22 protein-coding genes, 1 tRNA gene, 1 riboswitch and 1 other annotated feature are annotated in these 18,735 nt (G+C 48.9%); of the genes, 3 read left to right on the top strand and 20 right to left on the bottom strand.

Annotated features, from left to right (window positions below):
- Positions 1-11 precede the first annotated feature (11 nt).
- From E1963_RS01565 to E1963_RS01480, 18 genes are all read right to left on the bottom strand, one after another.
- Positions 12-1,037, bottom strand: coding sequence for a branched-chain amino acid aminotransferase (locus E1963_RS01565; RefSeq protein WP_132274349.1), 1,026 nt, complete (start codon positions 1,035-1,037; stop codon positions 12-14).
- Positions 1,038-1,144: 107 nt separating this feature from the next.
- Positions 1,145-1,660, bottom strand: a complete 516-nt coding sequence (ilvN, locus tag E1963_RS01560) for an acetolactate synthase small subunit (RefSeq protein ID WP_049727613.1) — start codon at positions 1,658-1,660, stop codon at positions 1,145-1,147.
- Between the two features lie 15 nt (positions 1,661-1,675).
- The gene (gene ilvB, locus E1963_RS01555; RefSeq protein WP_132274346.1) at positions 1,676-3,397 is read right to left on the bottom strand and encodes a biosynthetic-type acetolactate synthase large subunit; all 1,722 of its coding nucleotides are present in this window, start codon (positions 3,395-3,397) and stop codon (positions 1,676-1,678) included.
- A 51-nt stretch (positions 3,398-3,448) separates the two neighbouring features.
- Positions 3,449-3,727 (bottom strand) — a binding site (T-box leader).
- Between the two features lie 41 nt (positions 3,728-3,768).
- Positions 3,769-4,962: a glycosyltransferase family 4 protein gene (locus tag E1963_RS01550; protein ID WP_132274343.1), complete on the bottom strand. Its 1,194-nt coding sequence runs from the start codon at positions 4,960-4,962 to the stop codon at positions 3,769-3,771.
- On the bottom strand, positions 4,959-5,450 hold the full coding sequence (locus tag E1963_RS01545) for a dihydrofolate reductase (protein ID WP_132274340.1): 492 nt from the start codon (positions 5,448-5,450) through the stop codon (positions 4,959-4,961). The genes E1963_RS01550 and E1963_RS01545 overlap by 4 nt, the downstream gene beginning before the upstream one ends.
- 11 nt (positions 5,451-5,461) lie before the next feature.
- Complete coding sequence (gene thyA / locus E1963_RS01540) at positions 5,462-6,310, bottom strand: thymidylate synthase (RefSeq protein ID WP_132274337.1); 849 nt, start codon at positions 6,308-6,310, stop codon at positions 5,462-5,464.
- Between the two features lie 181 nt (positions 6,311-6,491).
- Positions 6,492-6,776, bottom strand: coding sequence for a DUF2325 domain-containing protein (locus tag E1963_RS01535; RefSeq protein WP_049727608.1), 285 nt, complete (start codon positions 6,774-6,776; stop codon positions 6,492-6,494).
- Between the two features lie 31 nt (positions 6,777-6,807).
- Entirely contained in the window at positions 6,808-7,239 is a 432-nt protein-coding gene (locus E1963_RS01530; RefSeq protein WP_132274334.1) for a flavodoxin, read from the bottom strand.
- 38 nt (positions 7,240-7,277) lie between these two features.
- Positions 7,278-7,862: a DUF3793 family protein gene (locus E1963_RS01525; protein ID WP_243117520.1), complete on the bottom strand. Its 585-nt coding sequence runs from the start codon at positions 7,860-7,862 to the stop codon at positions 7,278-7,280.
- Positions 7,863-8,111: 249 nt separating this feature from the next.
- The gene (locus E1963_RS01520; protein ID WP_066577652.1) at positions 8,112-8,543 is read right to left on the bottom strand and encodes a MarR family winged helix-turn-helix transcriptional regulator; all 432 of its coding nucleotides are present in this window, start codon (positions 8,541-8,543) and stop codon (positions 8,112-8,114) included.
- A 147-nt stretch (positions 8,544-8,690) separates the two neighbouring features.
- Entirely contained in the window at positions 8,691-9,404 is a 714-nt protein-coding gene (locus tag E1963_RS01515) for a DUF554 domain-containing protein (protein WP_132274328.1), read from the bottom strand.
- A 150-nt stretch (positions 9,405-9,554) separates the two neighbouring features.
- The gene (locus E1963_RS01510) at positions 9,555-10,118 is read right to left on the bottom strand and encodes a folate family ECF transporter S component (RefSeq protein WP_132274325.1); all 564 of its coding nucleotides are present in this window, start codon (positions 10,116-10,118) and stop codon (positions 9,555-9,557) included.
- A gap of 67 nt (positions 10,119-10,185) precedes the next feature.
- Positions 10,186-10,285: riboswitch (THF riboswitch) on the bottom strand.
- Positions 10,286-10,308: 23 nt separating this feature from the next.
- Positions 10,309-11,697 (bottom strand): MATE family efflux transporter, encoded by a 1,389-nt coding sequence (locus E1963_RS01505; RefSeq protein ID WP_132274322.1) that lies wholly within the window; start codon positions 11,695-11,697, stop codon positions 10,309-10,311.
- Positions 11,698-11,713: 16 nt separating this feature from the next.
- On the bottom strand, positions 11,714-13,000 hold the full coding sequence (locus E1963_RS01500; protein WP_132274319.1) for a homoserine dehydrogenase: 1,287 nt from the start codon (positions 12,998-13,000) through the stop codon (positions 11,714-11,716).
- 272 nt (positions 13,001-13,272) lie between these two features.
- Positions 13,273-13,650, bottom strand: coding sequence for a hypothetical protein (locus tag E1963_RS01495; RefSeq protein WP_132274316.1), 378 nt, complete (start codon positions 13,648-13,650; stop codon positions 13,273-13,275).
- Between the two features lie 237 nt (positions 13,651-13,887).
- Positions 13,888-13,960: transfer RNA gene (locus E1963_RS01490), tRNA-Gly, on the bottom strand.
- 223 nt (positions 13,961-14,183) lie between these two features.
- Positions 14,184-14,507 (bottom strand): hypothetical protein, encoded by a 324-nt coding sequence (locus E1963_RS01485; RefSeq protein ID WP_132274313.1) that lies wholly within the window; start codon positions 14,505-14,507, stop codon positions 14,184-14,186.
- A gap of 286 nt (positions 14,508-14,793) precedes the next feature.
- Positions 14,794-15,012 carry a S26 family signal peptidase gene (locus tag E1963_RS01480; protein WP_145964148.1) on the bottom strand — a complete coding sequence of 73 codons (219 nt, stop codon included), beginning with the start codon at positions 15,010-15,012 and terminating at the stop codon, positions 14,794-14,796.
- Positions 15,013-15,164: 152 nt separating this feature from the next.
- Between E1963_RS01480 and E1963_RS01475 the strand changes: the two genes are divergently transcribed.
- Genes E1963_RS01475 through E1963_RS01465 form a run of 3 tightly spaced genes read left to right on the top strand, consistent with a single transcriptional unit; the run spans position 15,165 to position 15,962 of the window.
- Positions 15,165-15,491 (top strand): DUF6442 family protein, encoded by a 327-nt coding sequence (locus E1963_RS01475; protein WP_132274307.1) that lies wholly within the window; start codon positions 15,165-15,167, stop codon positions 15,489-15,491.
- Between the two features lie 26 nt (positions 15,492-15,517).
- Positions 15,518-15,724: a helix-turn-helix transcriptional regulator gene (locus tag E1963_RS01470; protein ID WP_132274304.1), complete on the top strand. Its 207-nt coding sequence runs from the start codon at positions 15,518-15,520 to the stop codon at positions 15,722-15,724.
- 10 nt (positions 15,725-15,734) lie between these two features.
- On the top strand, positions 15,735-15,962 hold the full coding sequence (locus tag E1963_RS01465) for a hypothetical protein (protein WP_132274300.1): 228 nt from the start codon (positions 15,735-15,737) through the stop codon (positions 15,960-15,962).
- A gap of 53 nt (positions 15,963-16,015) precedes the next feature.
- On the opposite strand, the gene E1963_RS01460 is transcribed toward E1963_RS01465, so the two are convergent.
- Positions 16,016-16,924 carry a LysR family transcriptional regulator gene (locus tag E1963_RS01460; protein ID WP_262201831.1) on the bottom strand — a complete coding sequence of 303 codons (909 nt, stop codon included), beginning with the start codon at positions 16,922-16,924 and terminating at the stop codon, positions 16,016-16,018.
- A gap of 20 nt (positions 16,925-16,944) precedes the next feature.
- Positions 16,945-18,732, bottom strand: coding sequence for an aspartate--tRNA ligase (gene aspS / locus E1963_RS01455; RefSeq protein ID WP_132274295.1), 1,788 nt, complete (start codon positions 18,730-18,732; stop codon positions 16,945-16,947).
- Positions 18,733-18,735 lie beyond the last annotated feature (3 nt).

Below are 18,735 nucleotides of genomic sequence, written 5' to 3'. Positions count from 1 at the left end.
CCGTTATTTATTTAACATATTTCACAGATCCAACCTTCGGGTGCTTCTATCTGTCCCATCTGGATTCCTGTCAATGTATCATACAGCTTCTTTGTTATCGGCCCCATCTCTTCCATACCGCTGGGCAGGCAGATTTCTCTGCCGTGGTCGACAACTTTCCCTACCGGCGAGATTACGGCTGCTGTTCCGCAGAGGCCGCATTCCGCAAAGTCTTTCACCTCGTCGAGGTACACTTCTCTTTCTTCTACTTCCAGTCCAAGATACTCCTTGGCCACGTATATGAGGGAACGTCTTGTGATGGAAGGCAGTATCGTGTCAGACTTCGGTGTTACGACTTTGTTGTCCTTCGTCACGAATATGAAGTTGGCTCCGCCGGTCTCTTCGACTTTTGTCCTCGTGGCGGCGTCCAGATACATGTTCTCGTCATAACCTTCTGCGTGAGCGCTCATAATCGCATGAAGGCTCATGGCGTAGTTGAGTCCTGCCTTGATGTGTCCCGTCCCGTGCGGCGCGGCTCTGTCGAAATCACACACGCGGATTGTAATCGGCTTTGCCCCGCCTTTGAAATACGGGCCTACCGGAGTGGAGAATACCCGGAACTGGTATTCGTCGGCCGGCTTTACGCCGATAACCGGATTGGATCCGAACATATATGGCCTGATATACAAGGTTGCGCCTGAACCGTAAGGCGGCACGTAAGCCGCATTCGCCTCCACGACCTGCTTTACCGCCTCCACGAACCTGTCTTCCGGAAATGCCGGCATCTCAAGACGTTTTGCAGAATCGACCATCCGTTTCGCATTCAAGTCAGGGCGGAATGTTACGATATGTCCGTCCTCTGTCGTATACGCTTTCATCCCCTCGAAGATTGTCTGCGCATACTGGAGCACCCCTGCACATTCATTTATGACTACATTGGCATCGGAGGTCATCGTCCCTTCATCCCACGCCCCGTCTTTGTAGTTGGAAACGTACCGTTTTTCCGTCGGGATATACCCAAATCCCAGATTCGTCCAGTCTATATTTTTCTTATCCATGTTCTCATTCCTCCGTCCTGGAAAACTTCTGTTTTTATCTGTTCTAATTATAATACCGCACCAGCCAGAATTCAAGAGTGCGCTCTGTTTTTTAAAAAAACAAACGCCTACCTCTCCATCATGCTGATAGATTCAATTCCCACGCTTCCGCCTCTCACGACCTCTATGCTTTGGAACTCCTCTTTCATCAGCTTGATTACCGCGTCATTTTTCGTTGCTGTCTGGACGAACTCCAGAAGCAGGCTGTCCTTGCCGTAATCAATCACTTTCGCCTTGAATGTCTCTGCTATCTGGAACAGCTCTACCTTATCCTCCGGCGTACATTTCCGCACCTTCACATACAGGATTTCTTTCATCCTTACGAATATGTCTGTAAAGTCTATGACCTTTATGACCTCCACGAGCCGGTTCAGCTGCTTCTTAATCTGTTCAAACGTCTCGTCATCGCTGACCGTCGCTATCGTCATCCTGGAAACTGTCGGGTCTTCTGTCGTGCCCACGGTGAGACTGTCCATGTTGTAGGACTTTCCGGAAAACAGGCCGGAAATCTTTGAGAGAACACCTACCTGGTTCTCCACATACAGGGATATCCATCTTTTCTTCATTCCATTTCCATTGCTCATTGCCCTCTCTCCTTTCTAACAGTCCAGAATCATGTCTTCCAGCGTTCCGCTCGGCTGTATCATCGGATATACCAGATCCTCCGGATCGATGGTGAATTCTATGATGGTCGGCGTCTTCGTGCTCTTCTTCGCCTCTTCAAACGCGGCTGCTATCTCCTCTTTCTTTGTCACACGGATTCCTCTGGCCCCATAGCTTTCTGCAAGCTTTATGAAGTCAGGCGTATATTCCGGACATGCCACTTCCCCGCATTTCCCCCTGCAGGCCGCCCCTGAGCGGAGGCAGGTCATGGAATACCGTTTTCCGTAGAAGAGCTTCTGCCACTGCCGGACCATGCCGAGATTGCTGTTGTTAAAGATACAGGAGATGATTGGAAGTTCTTCTAACACGGCTGTGGCCAGCTCCTGTATGTTCATCTGCATGCCGCCGTCGCCTGAGATGGAGATGACAGGAGTATCGGGATTGCCGATTTTGGCGCCTATCGCTCCCGGCAGGCCGTATCCCATCGTCCCGAGCCCTCCGGACATGAGCAGGCGCTTCTTCTGCGTCAGTTCCACGAACTGTGCCGCAAACATCTGATGCTGCCCTACGTCTGTAACGATGATTGCCTCATCGAACAGCTCGTTGATCTTCTCTATGATATCCTGGGGCGTCATGACCGGCTTCTGCTTCATCGCCATCGGATGTCCGGCTTTCCACCCGTTCACCTCATCCAGCCACTCCTGCGTATCGCATTCCGCCACATACTCAAGCATCTTCTCTACAGCCTCTTTGGCATCCGCAACAATCGGTACATCCACCTGTACGTTCCTCGATATGGCTGCCGTGTCGATATCAATATGTACAATCTGCGCATGGGGCGCAAAGGAATGCAGCTTGCCGGTGATACGGTCGTTAAACCGTGTCCCGATAGAAAATAAAAGGTCGCATTCATTTACGGACATGTTGGCCGCATATGCGCCATGCATCCCCACATTGCCCACGTAGAGCGGGTGGTTGGTCGGGATAGCTCCCCGCCCCATGACTGTCGTGATGACCGGTACATTCGTCTTCTCCACCAGCTTTGTAAACGCTTCATTGGCACGGGCGATATTGATGCCGCCCCCTGCCAGATAGATTGGCCGTCTGGCCTTTCCGAGCATTTTGATTGCCCGCTTGAGCTGTCCGATATGGACATGCGTGTTCGGCTTGTAGCCGCGGATGTTCACTTCCTCCGGATATTCCGCAGGCCCGAGCTCTTCCATCACATCTTTCGGCAGATCTACGAGTACCGGACCCGGCCTCCCTGTACGGGCGATATAAAAGGCTTCTTTAATGATACGTCCGAGGTCTTCCCTGTCCCGCACGGTTATCCCGTATTTGGTAATGCTTCTCGTGATGCCCACGATATCGACTTCCTGGAACGCATCGTTGCCGATGAGATGTCTCGCCACCTGTCCCGTAAAGCATACGAGCGGCACGCTGTCATAATTGGCCGTCGCAAGTCCGGTCACGAGGTTCGTAGCCCCAGGTCCGCTTGTGACGAGGCAGACGCCGACTTTCCCGGTAGAGCGGGCATATGCGTCGGCCTCATGGACGAGCGCCACTTCCTGCCTCGGCAGGATTACTTTCGTATAATCCTGTTTATACAGCTCATCGCTGATGTCGATCGTACAGGCGCCCGGATATCCGAACAGGGTATCTACACCTTCTTCTCTCAGCGCCTTTACCAATAATTTGTTCCCACTGATTCTTTTCATAAACTACCTCCTTAATCTCCCGGACGAAAAGAAAAGCCCTAAGCCATTCCGGCTTAGGGCGAATATTGCATCCGTGTTACCACCTAATTTCAGAGAGCTGCACCCTCTGCACTCAGCCAATACAGGAGCCTTCTGAACCTTTCTTTCCATCTCCGATATTGTTCCCCGTTAACGCAGGGAATGCGTTGAAGTCTACTGGGACATCCTTTTCCTGTCCTTTCGGTTCACTGCTCAAAGGCTACTTCCATAATTCCGTCACGAAGATTCCCACCAGCCATCTTCTCTCTTTGCATCAGGGGATTATGTACTCCTCCTTGTCATAGCATTTCTCAGATAATTAATGCTATTATAGTTGATTTGCCTCACATATGTCAACTGATTTCCAATATTCTTTCGCAGATATTTTTCCAGGACAGGTGCGTGATGTCTGTCCGGCCCGCCACCGGAAGTTCCGCACATTCCTTTATCTTTGCCGCAAGCTCACGCTCAAATGCTTCCAGCGACTCAGGCACTACTTCGTCCGTATGGCGCATCCGGGGCATGGATACATAGAGGACCGGCGCGCCGGGCGCCTCCTTGCCAAGCCAGTCCCGGATTCCGGGGAAATCTGTCACGACGACTTTATCGCCGCAGGCCAGTGCTTCTATTACCGTCAGCGGCAGACCGTCAAAAAAGGACGGCAGGACAAAAATGTCACTTTCATTATATACCTTGGCAAGTTCTCGCTGCGGTAGCTTTCCCAGGAATTCCACCTCGTACGGCGCTTCTTCCGCCAGGTGCTGAATCTCCCTGTATTCTTCTTCATTTCCAGCCCCTCCCGCCAGGCACAGGACAAGGGATTCCCTCTCATACGGCAGGCGGCTCAGGCATCGGATAAGGCTCATGACACCTTTCTTCTCCGCTATCTTTCCAGCATATGCGAGCCGCAGGACGCCGTCTCTTCTGGGGCTGTACTCCTTATGATAGAAAATCTCCTGGTTATAACCTGTTCCGGACATATGTATCTTGTCCGTCTCCATCCCATATATCCGTTCCACGCCCTCTGCCTGGGCCGCCTGCGGCACAAATACCGCGTCCAGCCTGCGGATCTGCTCTGCGATGTAGCCGCGCCGCAGCGGTGTCTTCATCATCTGCCGCAAGTCGGTATTATGGCAGAAACCGTAGATTCTGTGTTCCGGAAGATGCTCCCTCACGAGGGCAGTGAGCAGGTACAGATGATGGCAGAGTATGAGGTCGGGCCGGAACTCTTCTACCGCCCTGTCAACCGCTTCCAGAAATGCCTCTTTGAACTGCTCTGCCATCTCGTCCGTCATGTCACGGTAACGCGTGCTTCTGTACGGCATCTCATCGGACATGCCCACGATATAGAACGGGAGCCTTTCGCTTGAAAAACAGACCGGATAGAAGGCGGTACCCTCCGGGAACTGAGGGCCGTCGTCCTCATAGATTCCGGCTATGACCGCCTGCTTATGTCCTTGGGCGGCAAATGTCTTCACAAGCTCTGTCAGATAGATGCCGCTTCCTGTACTCTCCGGCTTCTGGGCCGTAATGCTTAAAATGTTCATGATTTCCTCTCGTATATGGTAAATACATATTCCAGATCGAAATATGTCTGTTCCTCGCTCGTCTTTGTCATCTCCCACTGCGGGTCTTCATCCAGGTTCGGGAAATATGTGTCTGCGTCATATGCATGGTCGATCCGGGTAATATATGCCCGGTCACAATGGGGAAGGAGCTGGCGGTATATCGTCTCGCCGCCGATGACATAGATGTCCTCAGACGGATATTTCTTAAGCTCGTCCAGCATTTCCTTAATAGAATGTACAAGCACGATTCCGTTCGTACTGTAGCTTTTATCCGTCGTCAGCACGACATTTACCCTGTTCTTCAGGGGCTGTCCGCCCGGAAAGCTCTCCAGCGTCTTGCGCCCCATAGCCACCACCTTGCCCTTCGTCGTCTCCCGGAAGAACTTCATGTCCTGTGGAATGCTCACAAGGAGCTTGTTGCCCAGGCCTATCGCCCAGTTCTTGTCTACCGCTACTATCAGATTCATACGTCTTCCTCCTATATCGCTACCGGTATATTTTTTATCTGTTCGTGTGTATTGTAGTCTATCAGCTTCACGTCATCACGCGTAAAGCTGTAGAAGTCTTTCACCTCCGGGTTCAGCCAGAATACAGGGGCCGGAAGCGGCTCTCTTCTTATCAGCTCTTCTACCAGCGGGATATGCCTGTCATATATATGCGCGTCTGCGATGACATGGACGAACTCTCCGGCCTTCATGCCGCACACCTGTGCCAGCATGTAGAGTAGCACGGAATACTGGCATACGTTCCAGTTGTTGGCTGCCAGCACGTCCTGGGAACGCTGGTTCAGGATTCCGTTCAGCGTCAGCCTGTCGCTGCCATTTTCTTTTGTCACATTGAACGTCATGCTGTACGCACATGGATACAGCGCCATCTCATGCAGATCCTGATGGACGTAGAGGTTCGTCAGGATCCTACGGCTGTATGGATTGTGCTTCAGATCATAGATGACACGGTCAATCTGGTCGAACATGCCTTCCTTATACTGATGCCTGACCCCCATCTGATACCCGTAAGCCTTGCCGATGGAGCCGTCTTCATCTGCCCAGCTGTCCCATATATGGCTGTTCAGGTCATGGATATTGTTAGACTTCTTCTGCCATATCCAGAGCAGCTCGTCGGTGCAGCTTTTTATGGCCGTCCTCCGGAGCGTCAGTGCCGGGAATTCTTTTGACAGGTCGTATCTGTTGACGACGCCGAACTTTTTGACCGTGTAGGCGGGCGTCCCGTCTTCCCACACCGGGCGCACTTTCTCTCCTTTTGTATCCGTGCCGTTATCTATGATATCTCTGCACATATCTATAAACACTTTATCTGCATAACTCATCACTCATACCTCCTGCGTAATCTATCCATTATGATAACATGATCTCTCTCTTCTGTCATGAAAATAGCTCTCCCTTTTATGTAATCTTTTCTACGGAGAGTAAAAGGGCAAAAAAACAGACAGGTTCCTGCCGCGGATACCTGTCTGCGCTGTCTTGTGCCATTATGTCCGATTTCATATGTTATGCCGGCTTTATGTTCTGAAGTACAGTGTCCAGCGCGTTCGCACTGCTGCTGTGGGAGCGCTCTACCCGGATATTGTACCGTTCCGCCTCTTTCAGCGCACAGTGGACCATCTTATGCGCTACCGTAGAAGTGAACAGTATGATCAGATCCGGCTGCCCTATCTGAGTTTTTAGATTACCGGACATCCGCGTAAATACTTTTGCCTTATATTTATGACGTTTGCAGATCTGCTTATACTGCTGCTCCATCCGTTCATTACCACCTATAATCACTACACTCATCTATGCCACGCTCCTTTTTCGTCAAATCAGCCTACACCGCTGCGGCCAGCGCTTTGCCGGCTTCCTCGCATGCTTTCACTGCCGCATCGTCCGGCGTCTCATTTGCGATGACGCCTTCTCCGTTTACCAGTACAGCTCCTGCGTTCTTCATGCGCTCTTCCCACGTTCTCATCCATTCGCCGTCGCCCCATCCATAAGAGCCGAACAGTAGAAGCGTCTTACCGGACAGACTTCCTTCTAATGCCTGTACAAAAGACTCCATCTCGCTTTCTTCCAGCTCTTCCGCTCCCATGGACGGACACCCAAGTGCAAAAGCTCTAAGCTCTGCCATCCTGTCGGCATCTGCTCTGTCCACCCTGCACAGATCGGCCTCCTGCCCTGCGGCTTTGATTCCTTCCGCAACAGCCTCTGCCATCTGCTCCGTATTGCCGGTTCCACTCCAATATACTACTGGTATGTTCATGATTGTTCCTCCTTATACCTGCCAGCTTGCTGATTTTTCTATGCTGCCGCACACGCGATATCCCGGATGTGCTTGCCTGCCAGGAATTCATTCACGGCACTTGTCTTTGCCTTGTCATACGCAAGAAATATCATCTGCGCCTTCTCCGGGTCACCGTACACTTTCCAGTATCCGGTAATCAGGCAGTTCCTGCCGCCGTTATCTATAAACCCTTTCACATCTTCAAGAGGATAGTCCAGGAAAGCGCCTATCTCATGTGGAAACGCTATGTCTTCCTTGGAATAGCAGCAGATTCTGGCGGAAAGCCTCTGCAGGATATCGTCTACGTCCGTTTCCTTGCCAGCACATCCGTAGCCATATAAAGAAAGAAAGTCCCTGATATCCTTCCGGTTGAGATATTTCTCAAATGCCGCCCGCCTGAAAAAGAACACAAGACATCTGCCTTTTCTCACAGCCAGTATTCTATATTCGATTCCGGTACCCGCAAGCACCATCCTGAGTTCCTGACAGACATCCTTATCCACGTTCGTGATACATGCAACCTTAATCCCTTTCAAGAACGGGGCACACTGCAGGATGAGCTGGAACTGCAGCCGCTTTTTCACATCTTCAACTGTCATCATATAAGATACAACTTCTACAGGCATATCAAATTCCTTTCCTTATACTGTTATATTGATATTGATTATCATTTGCATTAACAAATATATCACAAGTAATTTTATATAGCAAGCGCAATGTAATTATTGATAGTCTTTTCTCATCAAACTCCGATTATGCAAAAGGGACAGGGCAAAGGCGAATTGGGGACGGAGGAAAATGAGTTTTCCTCCGTCCCCAATTCGCCTTTGCCCTGTCCCTTTTGGAAACTCCTACGGGTCTGATATGTTGTAAAGCACTTTCCCGAGCATCTTCTGAAGCGCTTCCTTCTCTTTCTTCGTCATGCCGATCGTAAGCTTTTTATCTATCTTCTTCCGGTCTGCTTCCATCCTGCGCTGGATATCATACGCCTTTTCCGTCAGGTATACAATCTTGCATCTCTTATCTCTATTGCTCGGCACGATCAGGATGAACCCTTTTTCATCCAGCCTTTTCAAAAGCCCTGTAACCGTTGGGTTCTTAAGGCTGAGCGCCTTCTCGATATCCCTCTGGTTCACTTCTTCCTTCCTGCTGGAAAACAGGTAATCAAGTACCGCGCACTGTGACGCCGTAATGCCCAGCGTCCGCAGCAAATTGTTAAATTCCTTCTCATATACATTGTTGATCTGCTTAAATACGAAACCTACCGGTAGCCTTTCCTGCATGCCATCACCCTTATCCTTAGTATAACGACAGTATCCATATATAGCATGCTATACTTCCGTCAAAATGTCAAGCCATTTGGGGACACCACAAAACGAGTTGGGGACGGGGGAAATTGAGATTTCCCCCGTCCCCAACTCGGCTCCAGCTTACATTATCTGCGTCCATATCCATGAAAATGGCATGACGAGTGCCATGGCTGGCAGCATATTGGCGACAGGAAAGCGTTTGATCCCTGCTATCCGGAAACCGGTCGCCAGCATGAGTATGCCTCCGCAGGCCGTGAAGTCTGCCAGCATCATGTCTGTCGTCGTCGGCATGATGAGCCCTGCGCACAGAAACAGCAGGAACAATATGACAAACTGGGGGACCGCTACGAGCGAGACGATAAACCCGAGGCTTGCGGCGAATATCGCCGCCGTAAACAGATCTAGTATGGCTTTTGATATGAGGATAGTATGGTCTCCTGTGATGCCCGACTGCAGGGCCCCAAATATCCCGGTTCCGCTTGCGCAGAACAGCACGAGGATGCTGATGAACTCTGCCATAAACGTGTCTTTACTGTCCTTCGTATCTGTCTTCATGACTCTCGCCACCGGTGCCTGTACCTTCTCTGCCGCCAATGCGATATTGTCTTCCAGACGCAGCAGCTCCCCGGCGAGCGTCCCGAGTATGACGGCAAATATGACGGCCGGCATCTGTTCCATCTTTATGATGCTCATGATCCCCAATGTCATGCTGCACACGCCAAATACGAGCGTCAGCGTATTGCACAGATTCTTGCCGAGCCGCTTCCCGAGAAGCGCTCCTGCTATCCCTCCCACAAATACGCATACGCTGTCCACAATCACTCCAACCGGCATCTTTTGTCTCCTCCTTTATTCCTCGCCATCTTCTCTTCCTTAACATAACAACAGGGCAACATACCAACAGGGCAAATGTCCGACGGCTGCCACGACACTTGCCCTGCATCTTAACTTGCCGGACCTCCCGGCCCGCATATTCTTAGCCGCCTACTGCTTCGCGACTCTCCCTCCGCCTGCAAACAGGTGCGCCCTGGAGAGCACCTTCGCTACCGCATAGAACAGAACCACCTCAATTGGCAGCATGATAATCTGCTTCACAACCCTGGCCGGCAGAAGCGCGACAAACGTATTGCCGTACAGCAATGTGAGCCAGTACGTATTCAGCAGCAGGTTGATGAGCACCGTCACCAGCCCGTTGGCAGCTATGATCCTCTTCATACTGAGCGGCTTCTTATAGAGCACGATTCCATAGATGATGCCGCCGAGCAGTCCGCTGATAGTGAATCCGGGAAAGAAAGGGCCCGTGGGCTTCACCAGATACTTTACCAGATCCGCGAGACCTCCGACCACGCCTCCTACGGCCGGCCCGAACATCATACCGGCAAGCTCGTTTGCGATGTACGCGAAACCGATCTTGATATAGTCGGTAAGCTGCAGCGTGTAGAACCCCAGCACGACCGCAATCGCAAGCAGCATGGCAGACATCGCCAATGTCTTTAAGCTTCTCAACTCGTGAAAGGAGTCCGTGAACAGTGACTTGATTTTTCTCATAAAAAATACCTCCTTTGCAGTAGTTTTCCTTAAAGCTACGCACAGCAGGTATCTTCTGTCTATGTGTAGCAGCGGGATGCGAGATATGTACCGCAAGCCCCATGCTTTTCGTCCTGCCGGCAACTCCCCGTCCGGCTGGCACTTAACGCACATATCTCTACTCTGCTTTTCTTATTTAATTTTTACCTGTCTATTCTAGCACATTATCCCGCCCAAGGCAATGGCCAAACTTTTTCAGTTCACGGTACGCATATGCAATCGCTACTGCCGCGGCCGCCGCATCTGCAATCGGCCCCGCAAACATGACTCCGTCTATCCCCATGAACAGCGGGAACAGCACGATCAGCGGCAGCAGGAATATGACCTGCCTCGTAAGAGACACCACGATGCCCAGCTTCGCCTTTCCGATAGACGTAAAGAATCCGGATGACATCGGCTGCAAGCCGTTTATAAATGTCATTAGCATGAAGATGCAGAAATAGCGTTCTGCAAAATGGAAATATTCTTCACTGCCGCTGCCGAATATGCTGACAATCTGTCTCGGGAATAACTGGAATGCTGCGAAAAATATGATTCCAACCGCAAGAGAAATGACCGCAGCCTTCTTATATGTTTCCTTCACCCTTCCGAAATTACCCGCACCATAGTTGAATCCCCAGATTGGCTGGCACCCCTGGGAGATTCCGATACAGATAGCCATAAAGACCATGTTCACCTTTGATATGACCCCTACGCAGGCGAGCGGAATGTCCGTACCATAGATAGAAGACGCTCCATAGTGGCGCAGCGTATTATTCATCACAATCTGTACGGCAGCCATGGCAATCTGATTGATACACGCCGCCATCCCAAGCGACATGATTGCCTTGAGGTAAATCCCCTTCGGCCGCATCATGGATGCCGTAAGCTCCATGTGACGGATCTTCATGAAATAGATGATCACCATTATTCCGGAGATAATCTGCCCGATAATCGTCGCCCAGGCTGCTCCTTTGATCCCCCAGTGGAATCCGAAGATAAAAAGCGGGTCAAGAATCGTGTTTATGATAGCTCCTGTGAGCATACAAGACATGGAATAGGTCGGACTTCTGTCCGCCCGGATGAGGTGGTTCCCTCCGGTCGTCAGGACAAGGAACGGGATGCCGAATGCCGTTATCCCTGTATAATCCAGGGCATACGGCAGCACGTCCGGCGTGACCCCGAACAGATGCAGAAGCGGATATAAGAATACGAGCACGATAACGGCAATCAACACACCGCTCACCGCAAGCATGGACAGACCTGTCCCAGCTATCCTGGCCGCACGTTCCGGATTTCCTGCACCAGACTCCAGGTTATAATTAGAAGCGCTTCCGATACCGAGCAGAAGCGCCGTCGCCGTACAGATGATAGACACTGGAAATGCAATGTTCGTCGCCGCATTTCCGAGCATGCCTACCCCTTGTCCGATAAAGATCTGGTCCACTATATTGTAAAGCGAACTGACAAGCATGCTAATAGTTGCCGGAACCGCAAATTTTGCTATCAGCCTGCCCACTCTTTCAGCCGCCAGCGGATTTTGTTTTACTAATTCTTCCATATTTATTCCGTTACTCCTAATACTCCCGGATAATACTGCTGATTTCCCGAGTCGTCTCCATATCCTTCAAATGCTCCAGCGCATCCTGCATGTGGTATTCCTTCACCGCTTCCGTCACGATGACAAGCTCTGCTGTCCCGCCCTTGATTATCTTCTGTACGACTTTCGATATGCTTACCTTGTGGACACCGAACACGCTTGCAATCGCCGCCAGGACTCCCGGCTTGTTATCCACCTGCATCCGCAGGAAAAACTTATTTTTCACATCATCGAACTTCTTGATCGGCGTCGTCCTGTAGCATGTACAGCTGATCCTGCCCGTACAGTGGTACTGGATGTCCCTTGCCACATCTATGACATCGCCCATGACCGCACTGGCCGTCGGGAACTCTCCTGCCCCTCTTCCGTAGAACATAGCGTCATCGACCGCGTCGCCATGGACAAAGACCGCGTTGAAAGAATCCCGGACCGACGCCAGCGGATGGTCCTTTGGAAGCAGCATCGGATAGACTCCTACCTCTATGCCGTCTTCTGTATTATGCGCAACACCGAGCAGTTTAATCACACTTTTAAACTCCTGTGCATACTGGATGTCTCTGGCCGTAATTCCGGTTATGCCCTCCGTGTATACATCAGAGAACACTACCCTGGAATGAAAAGCGATAGACGCCATTATAGCCACCTTCCGCCCTGCATCAAGCCCTTCTATATCTGCCGTGGGGTCTGCTTCCGCATAACCGAGCTCCGTCGCCTTCGCAAGCGCTTCTTCAAAGTCCATGCCGTCCTCAAACATTTTTGTAAGAATATAGTTGGTCGTTCCGTTAATGATTCCAATCACTTCGTCTAACTCATTAGAAGCAAGGCACTGTTTCAAAGGACGGATAATCGGAATCCCCCCTGCAACCGCAGCCTCGAAGAGAAAATCCACTCCATTGTTCTCAGCTGCGTCCAGCAGCTCTTTTCCATACTCAGCCACAAGGTCTTTGTTGGCTGTGACGACATTCTTTCCGGAATTAAGCGCCTCAAGTATCATCGTCCTGGCCGGCTCTATTCCTCCCATCACTTCAATGACAATCTCTACCTCCTTGTCATCTATGATATCTTCCCACCTGTCGGTCAGCAGAGAGGCATCCACGCCATCCCTCTTCTTGCCTATATTATGTACAAGAATCTTTTCGATGCGAAGATCCGCACCAACTTTGTTCACCATCTCATTCTGCTGTCTCTCAACTAGCTTGTATACCCCGCTTCCGACTGTTCCCAGCCCGAGCAGCGCCACCTTGACCGTTCTCTTCTCTGTCATATATTATCACCGTCCGTTTCCTTTGCTCACTACTGCTAACCATGTATGCCACGCCGCCGGGGGCCATGGCAGTTCTTGCCCTGATATCAGGTCATGATGTAAAGTATACCACAATTATAATGTGACTTCCAGTGCCACATATTCAAGAAGCTTGCCGCTCCTATATTGAGACCGAATAAAAAAGCAGACTCCCAATCCGGGACCTGCCATATCGTAAGCTGCTCTGATGCTATGTAGCGGCCATGAGCCAGAATGTCCTATCGCAGCTTCATTTACTCACATACCAGTATTTCTCTCAGGCTGCATGTGTCCTCCTTCTTTGCAAATGCCTCTCCATCGAAAGATCTGTGTATTTGCTTAAGCACTTTCTTTTTCTTCATGACAAACACATTCAGGTTCCCCATAAAGCGCATATCATCGATTTCCTCCGATACATTCGGCATATAAAGAGGGACTGTCGGACCAACCCATCTCACTTCTCCACAATCATCAAAATTAACCACGACAGTAAGACCTTCCGGAATCTCGACTCCTTCGATGGAAGTCACTTCAAACAACGTACTGCCTCCGCGCATGCCGGCTTCCTCTGCTTCAAAATCTTCTACGAGTATTTCTTTTAATATCTGCATCTGGCGTTCTCTATTGCTCATAATATACCTCCTGATACAATTGGAATGATTCACGTGTATCCCTATATATCCAGTATATCATCACAGCAATCGGAACGAAAGGCAGATCTATAGGCAGTTATTCCTAAAACTGAAATAGATACCAAAATAATCTCCCAATATGCTTGGATTATTATTTCAGTACCTATTGTCATAACCGTACTTCCAATCGTACTTTTAGGCAAAGCAGCGGAAGCACCTTCAATATTAGATTGTTAAAGCGACAGACGGGGTTCGAACCCGCGACCCCGACCTTGGCAAGGTCGTACTCTACCAACTGAGCCACTGTCGCATATGTTGTGTTTTGTTCCTCAGAACAATAATTAATATACTATATACTCTTGTATTTGTCAACACTTTTCTTGGGATAATTTTCATTTTTATTTTACCCGCAAATTATCCTAATATTACCACAGGGGCCGGACCCTTGCACGGCCCCTGCTAGCTCTGTTTTCCATCCTTTATCTCCACTGAATCAAGATTTAATTTAATGCCTTCCTCTTTCAAAACATTTTTTACTTTCTTAAAAATATCCAGCACGTCATTTTCGTACTGCATATTCTTTTTATATTCTTTTTATATTTTTTATAATATTCGTAGTCTTTCAATTTCGTCCACTTCAGATGATTACGCTTTATATTCCAGGCTGCCACCTCCCGGCCACGGAAGATGAAGAAGCTGCCTGCCCCGACAGAATATCCATTATCCAGCGTCTCCGGCAGATTCTGGATAACAAGCGCACTGTCCTTCATTATCCTCATAATCTTCTTTAGGATCCTATTGCACAGTGTAACGACGGCAATCTCCTCGCTGCCCTTTTTTCTCTTTATGTACTTCAAGTCGAAGGACTCCATTCCTTCCTACCGTCAGCGTGTATCCTGCACCACCATTTTCAAAAGCCCCTGACGACGGTACCGTGCGGTAGCCGAATAATACGTCATTGACGATATACGGTCTTTCCTGAACTTCTTCTGTTTTTTTCGGGGGCAGCTCTTTTAGAGGTGTTGTACAAATCTGCACAGATTCGGCTTTATGTCCCTAGAATATCCTCCCGGTATGTTACGTAATCATCATATCTGTCAGCATTTTCAGCTTTCGTATAATACCGTTCCTTTCCCGTTTCATCTATTTCTTTTTTTCAAAATAAATTGTAAAGACAACTTTATCACCGAGCCGGTCAACATAGAAAGAGATGATTTCACCTTGCGATAGTTCTTCCTTCTCTCCTAAATCTTTTACAACCACGAGAGAGTCCACTGGAATCGTAGGTACCATACTGTCTGTCAATATGACGAATGTCTGGTAGCCTGTCCACTCTTTCAATTGTTCCGCGAAAAATTGCATGGCAACTATATAAACTAACAGCCCTGCTATTAATGCACCAGTAATTAAATTACCTATAAATTTTTAGAAATATGTTATTTCTGTTGACAATAAAACTTGGCAGCGATATACTATAAGTGTAAAGAAAACTTTGCAAAGAAAGGAGAATATATATGAACAAACAAGAAATTTTAGCAAAAAGTCGCAAAGAAAATGAAGTGTCAGACGAAAGAAACTCTTTAATTAAGATGCAAGGTGCATATTTCTCCATCGGAGTTTTAGTATTCTTTTGGATAGTAATAACTAAATTTGCACCATTAGACATGATAGGCAAATCAGCACTAGGACTATTGACGAACATAACATGCTTTTCATATTTTGCTTATCAATTAGTAAAGGATAGAACAAAAACATCTATTTTCTTTACGATAGCTTTTGCTTTGACAACTGTTTTTTATCTGTGTCAGTTTCTTAGTGAAATGAACATTTTACCATTTTAGAAATGTCGATAAATGAGGAGTGATATATGGAAGAAAAACTGGTACTTAAAAATAACTTAAAAACAGCAAGAGCAGAAGCAAAACTCTCTCAATCCGCATTAGCAGAAATGGTTGGTGTATCCCGTAATACAATTAGCTCTATTGAAACTGGACAATTTAATCCTACTGCTAAACTTGCACTTATTTTGTGTATTGCACTAGATAAAAAATTTGAAGAATTATTTTATTTTTAGGGAGTTATTTATGAAAACCTTAATATATTTAGTCATTATTATAACGTTAAAAATATTATTAACAAAAGGTTTATCTCTTGTATTTCTCCTGTTCTCATTTGCACTAAAAGGAAAAGAACTATGTAAAGATGAAATAAAATGGAATGACTATTTTATGAAATTATCTAAAAATTTTGTTGTTAAATACGCAATATGTATTTATTTGTTAGCAACAACAAACGAAATACACTTTGGATAATGCTTCTTTTTCAATCCTCCGCGATAAATGAAACGTATCGCAAACGCAACCGCCTAGTCTGCGTAGTTTTCTTTTATGATATCCAGGAATTCTCTTGCCTGTATGGAAAGAATTTCCTTCTTACGTTTGATCCACATGAGCTTTTTCTCCACATTACAGTTGTTGAGCAGCAGGCTGTCGATATGCCCCTTCTCCAGCTCGTCTATCTGCCATTTCCCGCCGAAGATGAACGCATCTGTACGCTTGATCATATTGACGATAGCGTGATAATTATTTATGACTATGGTATGCTTAAAGTCCATGACTCTGATTTCGCCGAGCGTGATAAGCTCATTGATATTGGAGAAGTAATCATAAGGAAGATGTACGTAAGTGTGGCGCAGCAGTTCCCTCGGTTCGATGCAGTCCATCCCGTACAGCGGGCTCTTTCCGCCGACGTGCACGTACAGCGGGCTGGAAGCTATCTCATGAGCTTCAAGCCCCTTGATCTCCAATATCTTATTAAGCGCCGGATACTGCTCCGTATTCACGGCTATGATACCGATTTCTGATTCCAGCTTAGCCACATGTACGAGCACTTTTTCGATGGAAGTCTCATAGATAGAGATGTTGGCATGCCTGGTCTGCAGATTCTCATAGAAGTTCAGCATTATCTCATCTTCCAGTATGATATTGCCGACAGACAGGGCCAGCTTGTTCTGCTCGAATTCTTTATCCTTCAGCTTCAGCGCCTCTATCTCGCTCAGCTGGTTGATGACAGACTGGGCATAGTAATACAGGCTCTCCCCTGTCGTCGTAAGGCTTACGCCATGGTTGGACCGTACGAGCAGCTTCATTCCCATCTCGTCCTCCAGGTTCTGCATCGCCCTCGTAAGGGTCGGCTGCGTCACATACAGACGGTCTGCGGCCTTGCGCATGCTTTTCTGCTCTGCTATCTCCACAAAATATTTTAAATGTTTCAGTTCCTACATCTACCTGCATCTTATTCTTCCACGGTAACAGCAAGCCCCAGCTCTTCGAGCTGTTTCTCTTCTACCGCCGTCGGAGCATCCGTCATCAGATCGGAGGCATCCTTTACCTTCGGAAAAGCGATGACGTCACGGATGCTGTCCTCCTTCGCCATAAGCATGACCAGACGGTCAAGCCCATAGGCAAGCCCTGCATGGGGCGGTACTCCGTATCTGAACGCATCCAGCAGGAAACCGAACTGCTCCTGTGCCTTTTCCGGCGTAAAGCCGAGCACCTCGAACATCTTGTTCTGCACTTCCTGGTTAAATATCCTGACGCTTCCGCCGCCGATTTCATTGCCGTTCAGCACGATGTCATAAGCCTTGGCGCGGACCCTTCCAGGGTCTGTATCGATATATTCCAGATCTTCCTCCATCGGCATCGTGAAGGGGTGATGCATAGCCGTATAGCGTTCCTGTTCGTCATTCCACTCAAGCAGCGGGAATTCCGTCACCCAAAGGAACTTATATTCGCTCTTGTCGAGGAGTTCCATCTGGCGCGCCAGCTCCAGGCGCAGGCTGCCGAGCACATCCCACACCACTTTATTCTTATCAGCGGCAAAGAGAAGCAGGTCGCCGTTCTCTCCGCCCATCGCTTCTACGAGGCTCGTCATCTCCTCTTCCTTCATGAACTTGGCAAAAGAGGACTTGACCGTTCCGTCCTCCTGGATTGCTATATAAGCGAGTCCTTTGGCACCATAATCTTTTGCAAAGCTTACGAGCTTGTCAATCTTCTTGCGTGGCATGCCGCCCTGTCCCTTGGCATTGATACCGCGTACCGAGCCTCCGTTTTCTATGGCACCTTTGAATACAGCGAATTCACAACCCTTCACAGCATCCGTCACATCCGTAAGCTCCATGCCGAAACGGGTATCCGGCTTGTCGGAACCAAACCGGTCCATGGCCTCCTGCCATGTCATCCTCGGTATCGGAAGCTGCACTTCTACACCAAGGACTTCCCGGAACAGCTTCGCAAGCAGCCTTTCATTTACATCAATGACGTCATCCACATCTACAAAAGAGAGCTCCATGTCGATCTGGGTAAATTCAGGCTGCCGGTCCGCTCTCAGATCTTCATCCCGGAAGCATCTTGCAATCTGAAAATACCGGTCATACCCGGAGCACATGAGCAGCTGCTTAAAAAGCTGCGGGGACTGGGGCAGCGCATAAAAGTGTCCCTGGTGGATACGGCTCGGCACGAGATAATCTCTCGCCCCTTCCGGAGTACTCCCAATCAGTATCGGTGTCTCTATCTCCAGAAATCCTTCCTCTGCCAGAAACTGGCGGGTCAGCGTAGCCACCTGGCTTCTCATCATCATATTCCTCTGAAGGTCCGGCCTTCTCAAGTCAAGATACCGGTATTTCAGCCGAATCTCTTCCTTCGTCCTGGAGTTCTCCTCGATGGGGAACGGCGGCGTCTCAGATTCTGACAATATACGCAGTTCGGACGGTATAATCTCTATATCACCTGTGGCAAGATTCTCATTGACGGCACCGGAACGTTTCTCTACCTTACCTGTGACTGCAACTACATATTCAGCGCGGAGCTTTGCCGCTTTCTCGATAAGGCCCGCATCTGTACTGCCCTCTTCAAACACTATCTGTATGATGCCGGAACGGTCCCTGACATCGACGAATACAAGCCCCCCCTTGTTGCGGTTCTTCTGCACCCATCCCATGACCGTCACGACCTGTCCTGCATTGGCCCCGGATAGTTCACCGCAACGGTGTGTTCTTTTTATGCCCTGCATTGATTCTGCCATACT

This window comes from Extibacter muris (assembly GCF_004345005.1).
Taxonomy (GTDB): domain Bacteria; phylum Bacillota; class Clostridia; order Lachnospirales; family Lachnospiraceae; genus Extibacter; species Extibacter muris.
The sequence above is the reverse complement of the archived record's forward strand: the minus strand, read 5'-3'. Positions and strand labels throughout refer to the sequence as shown.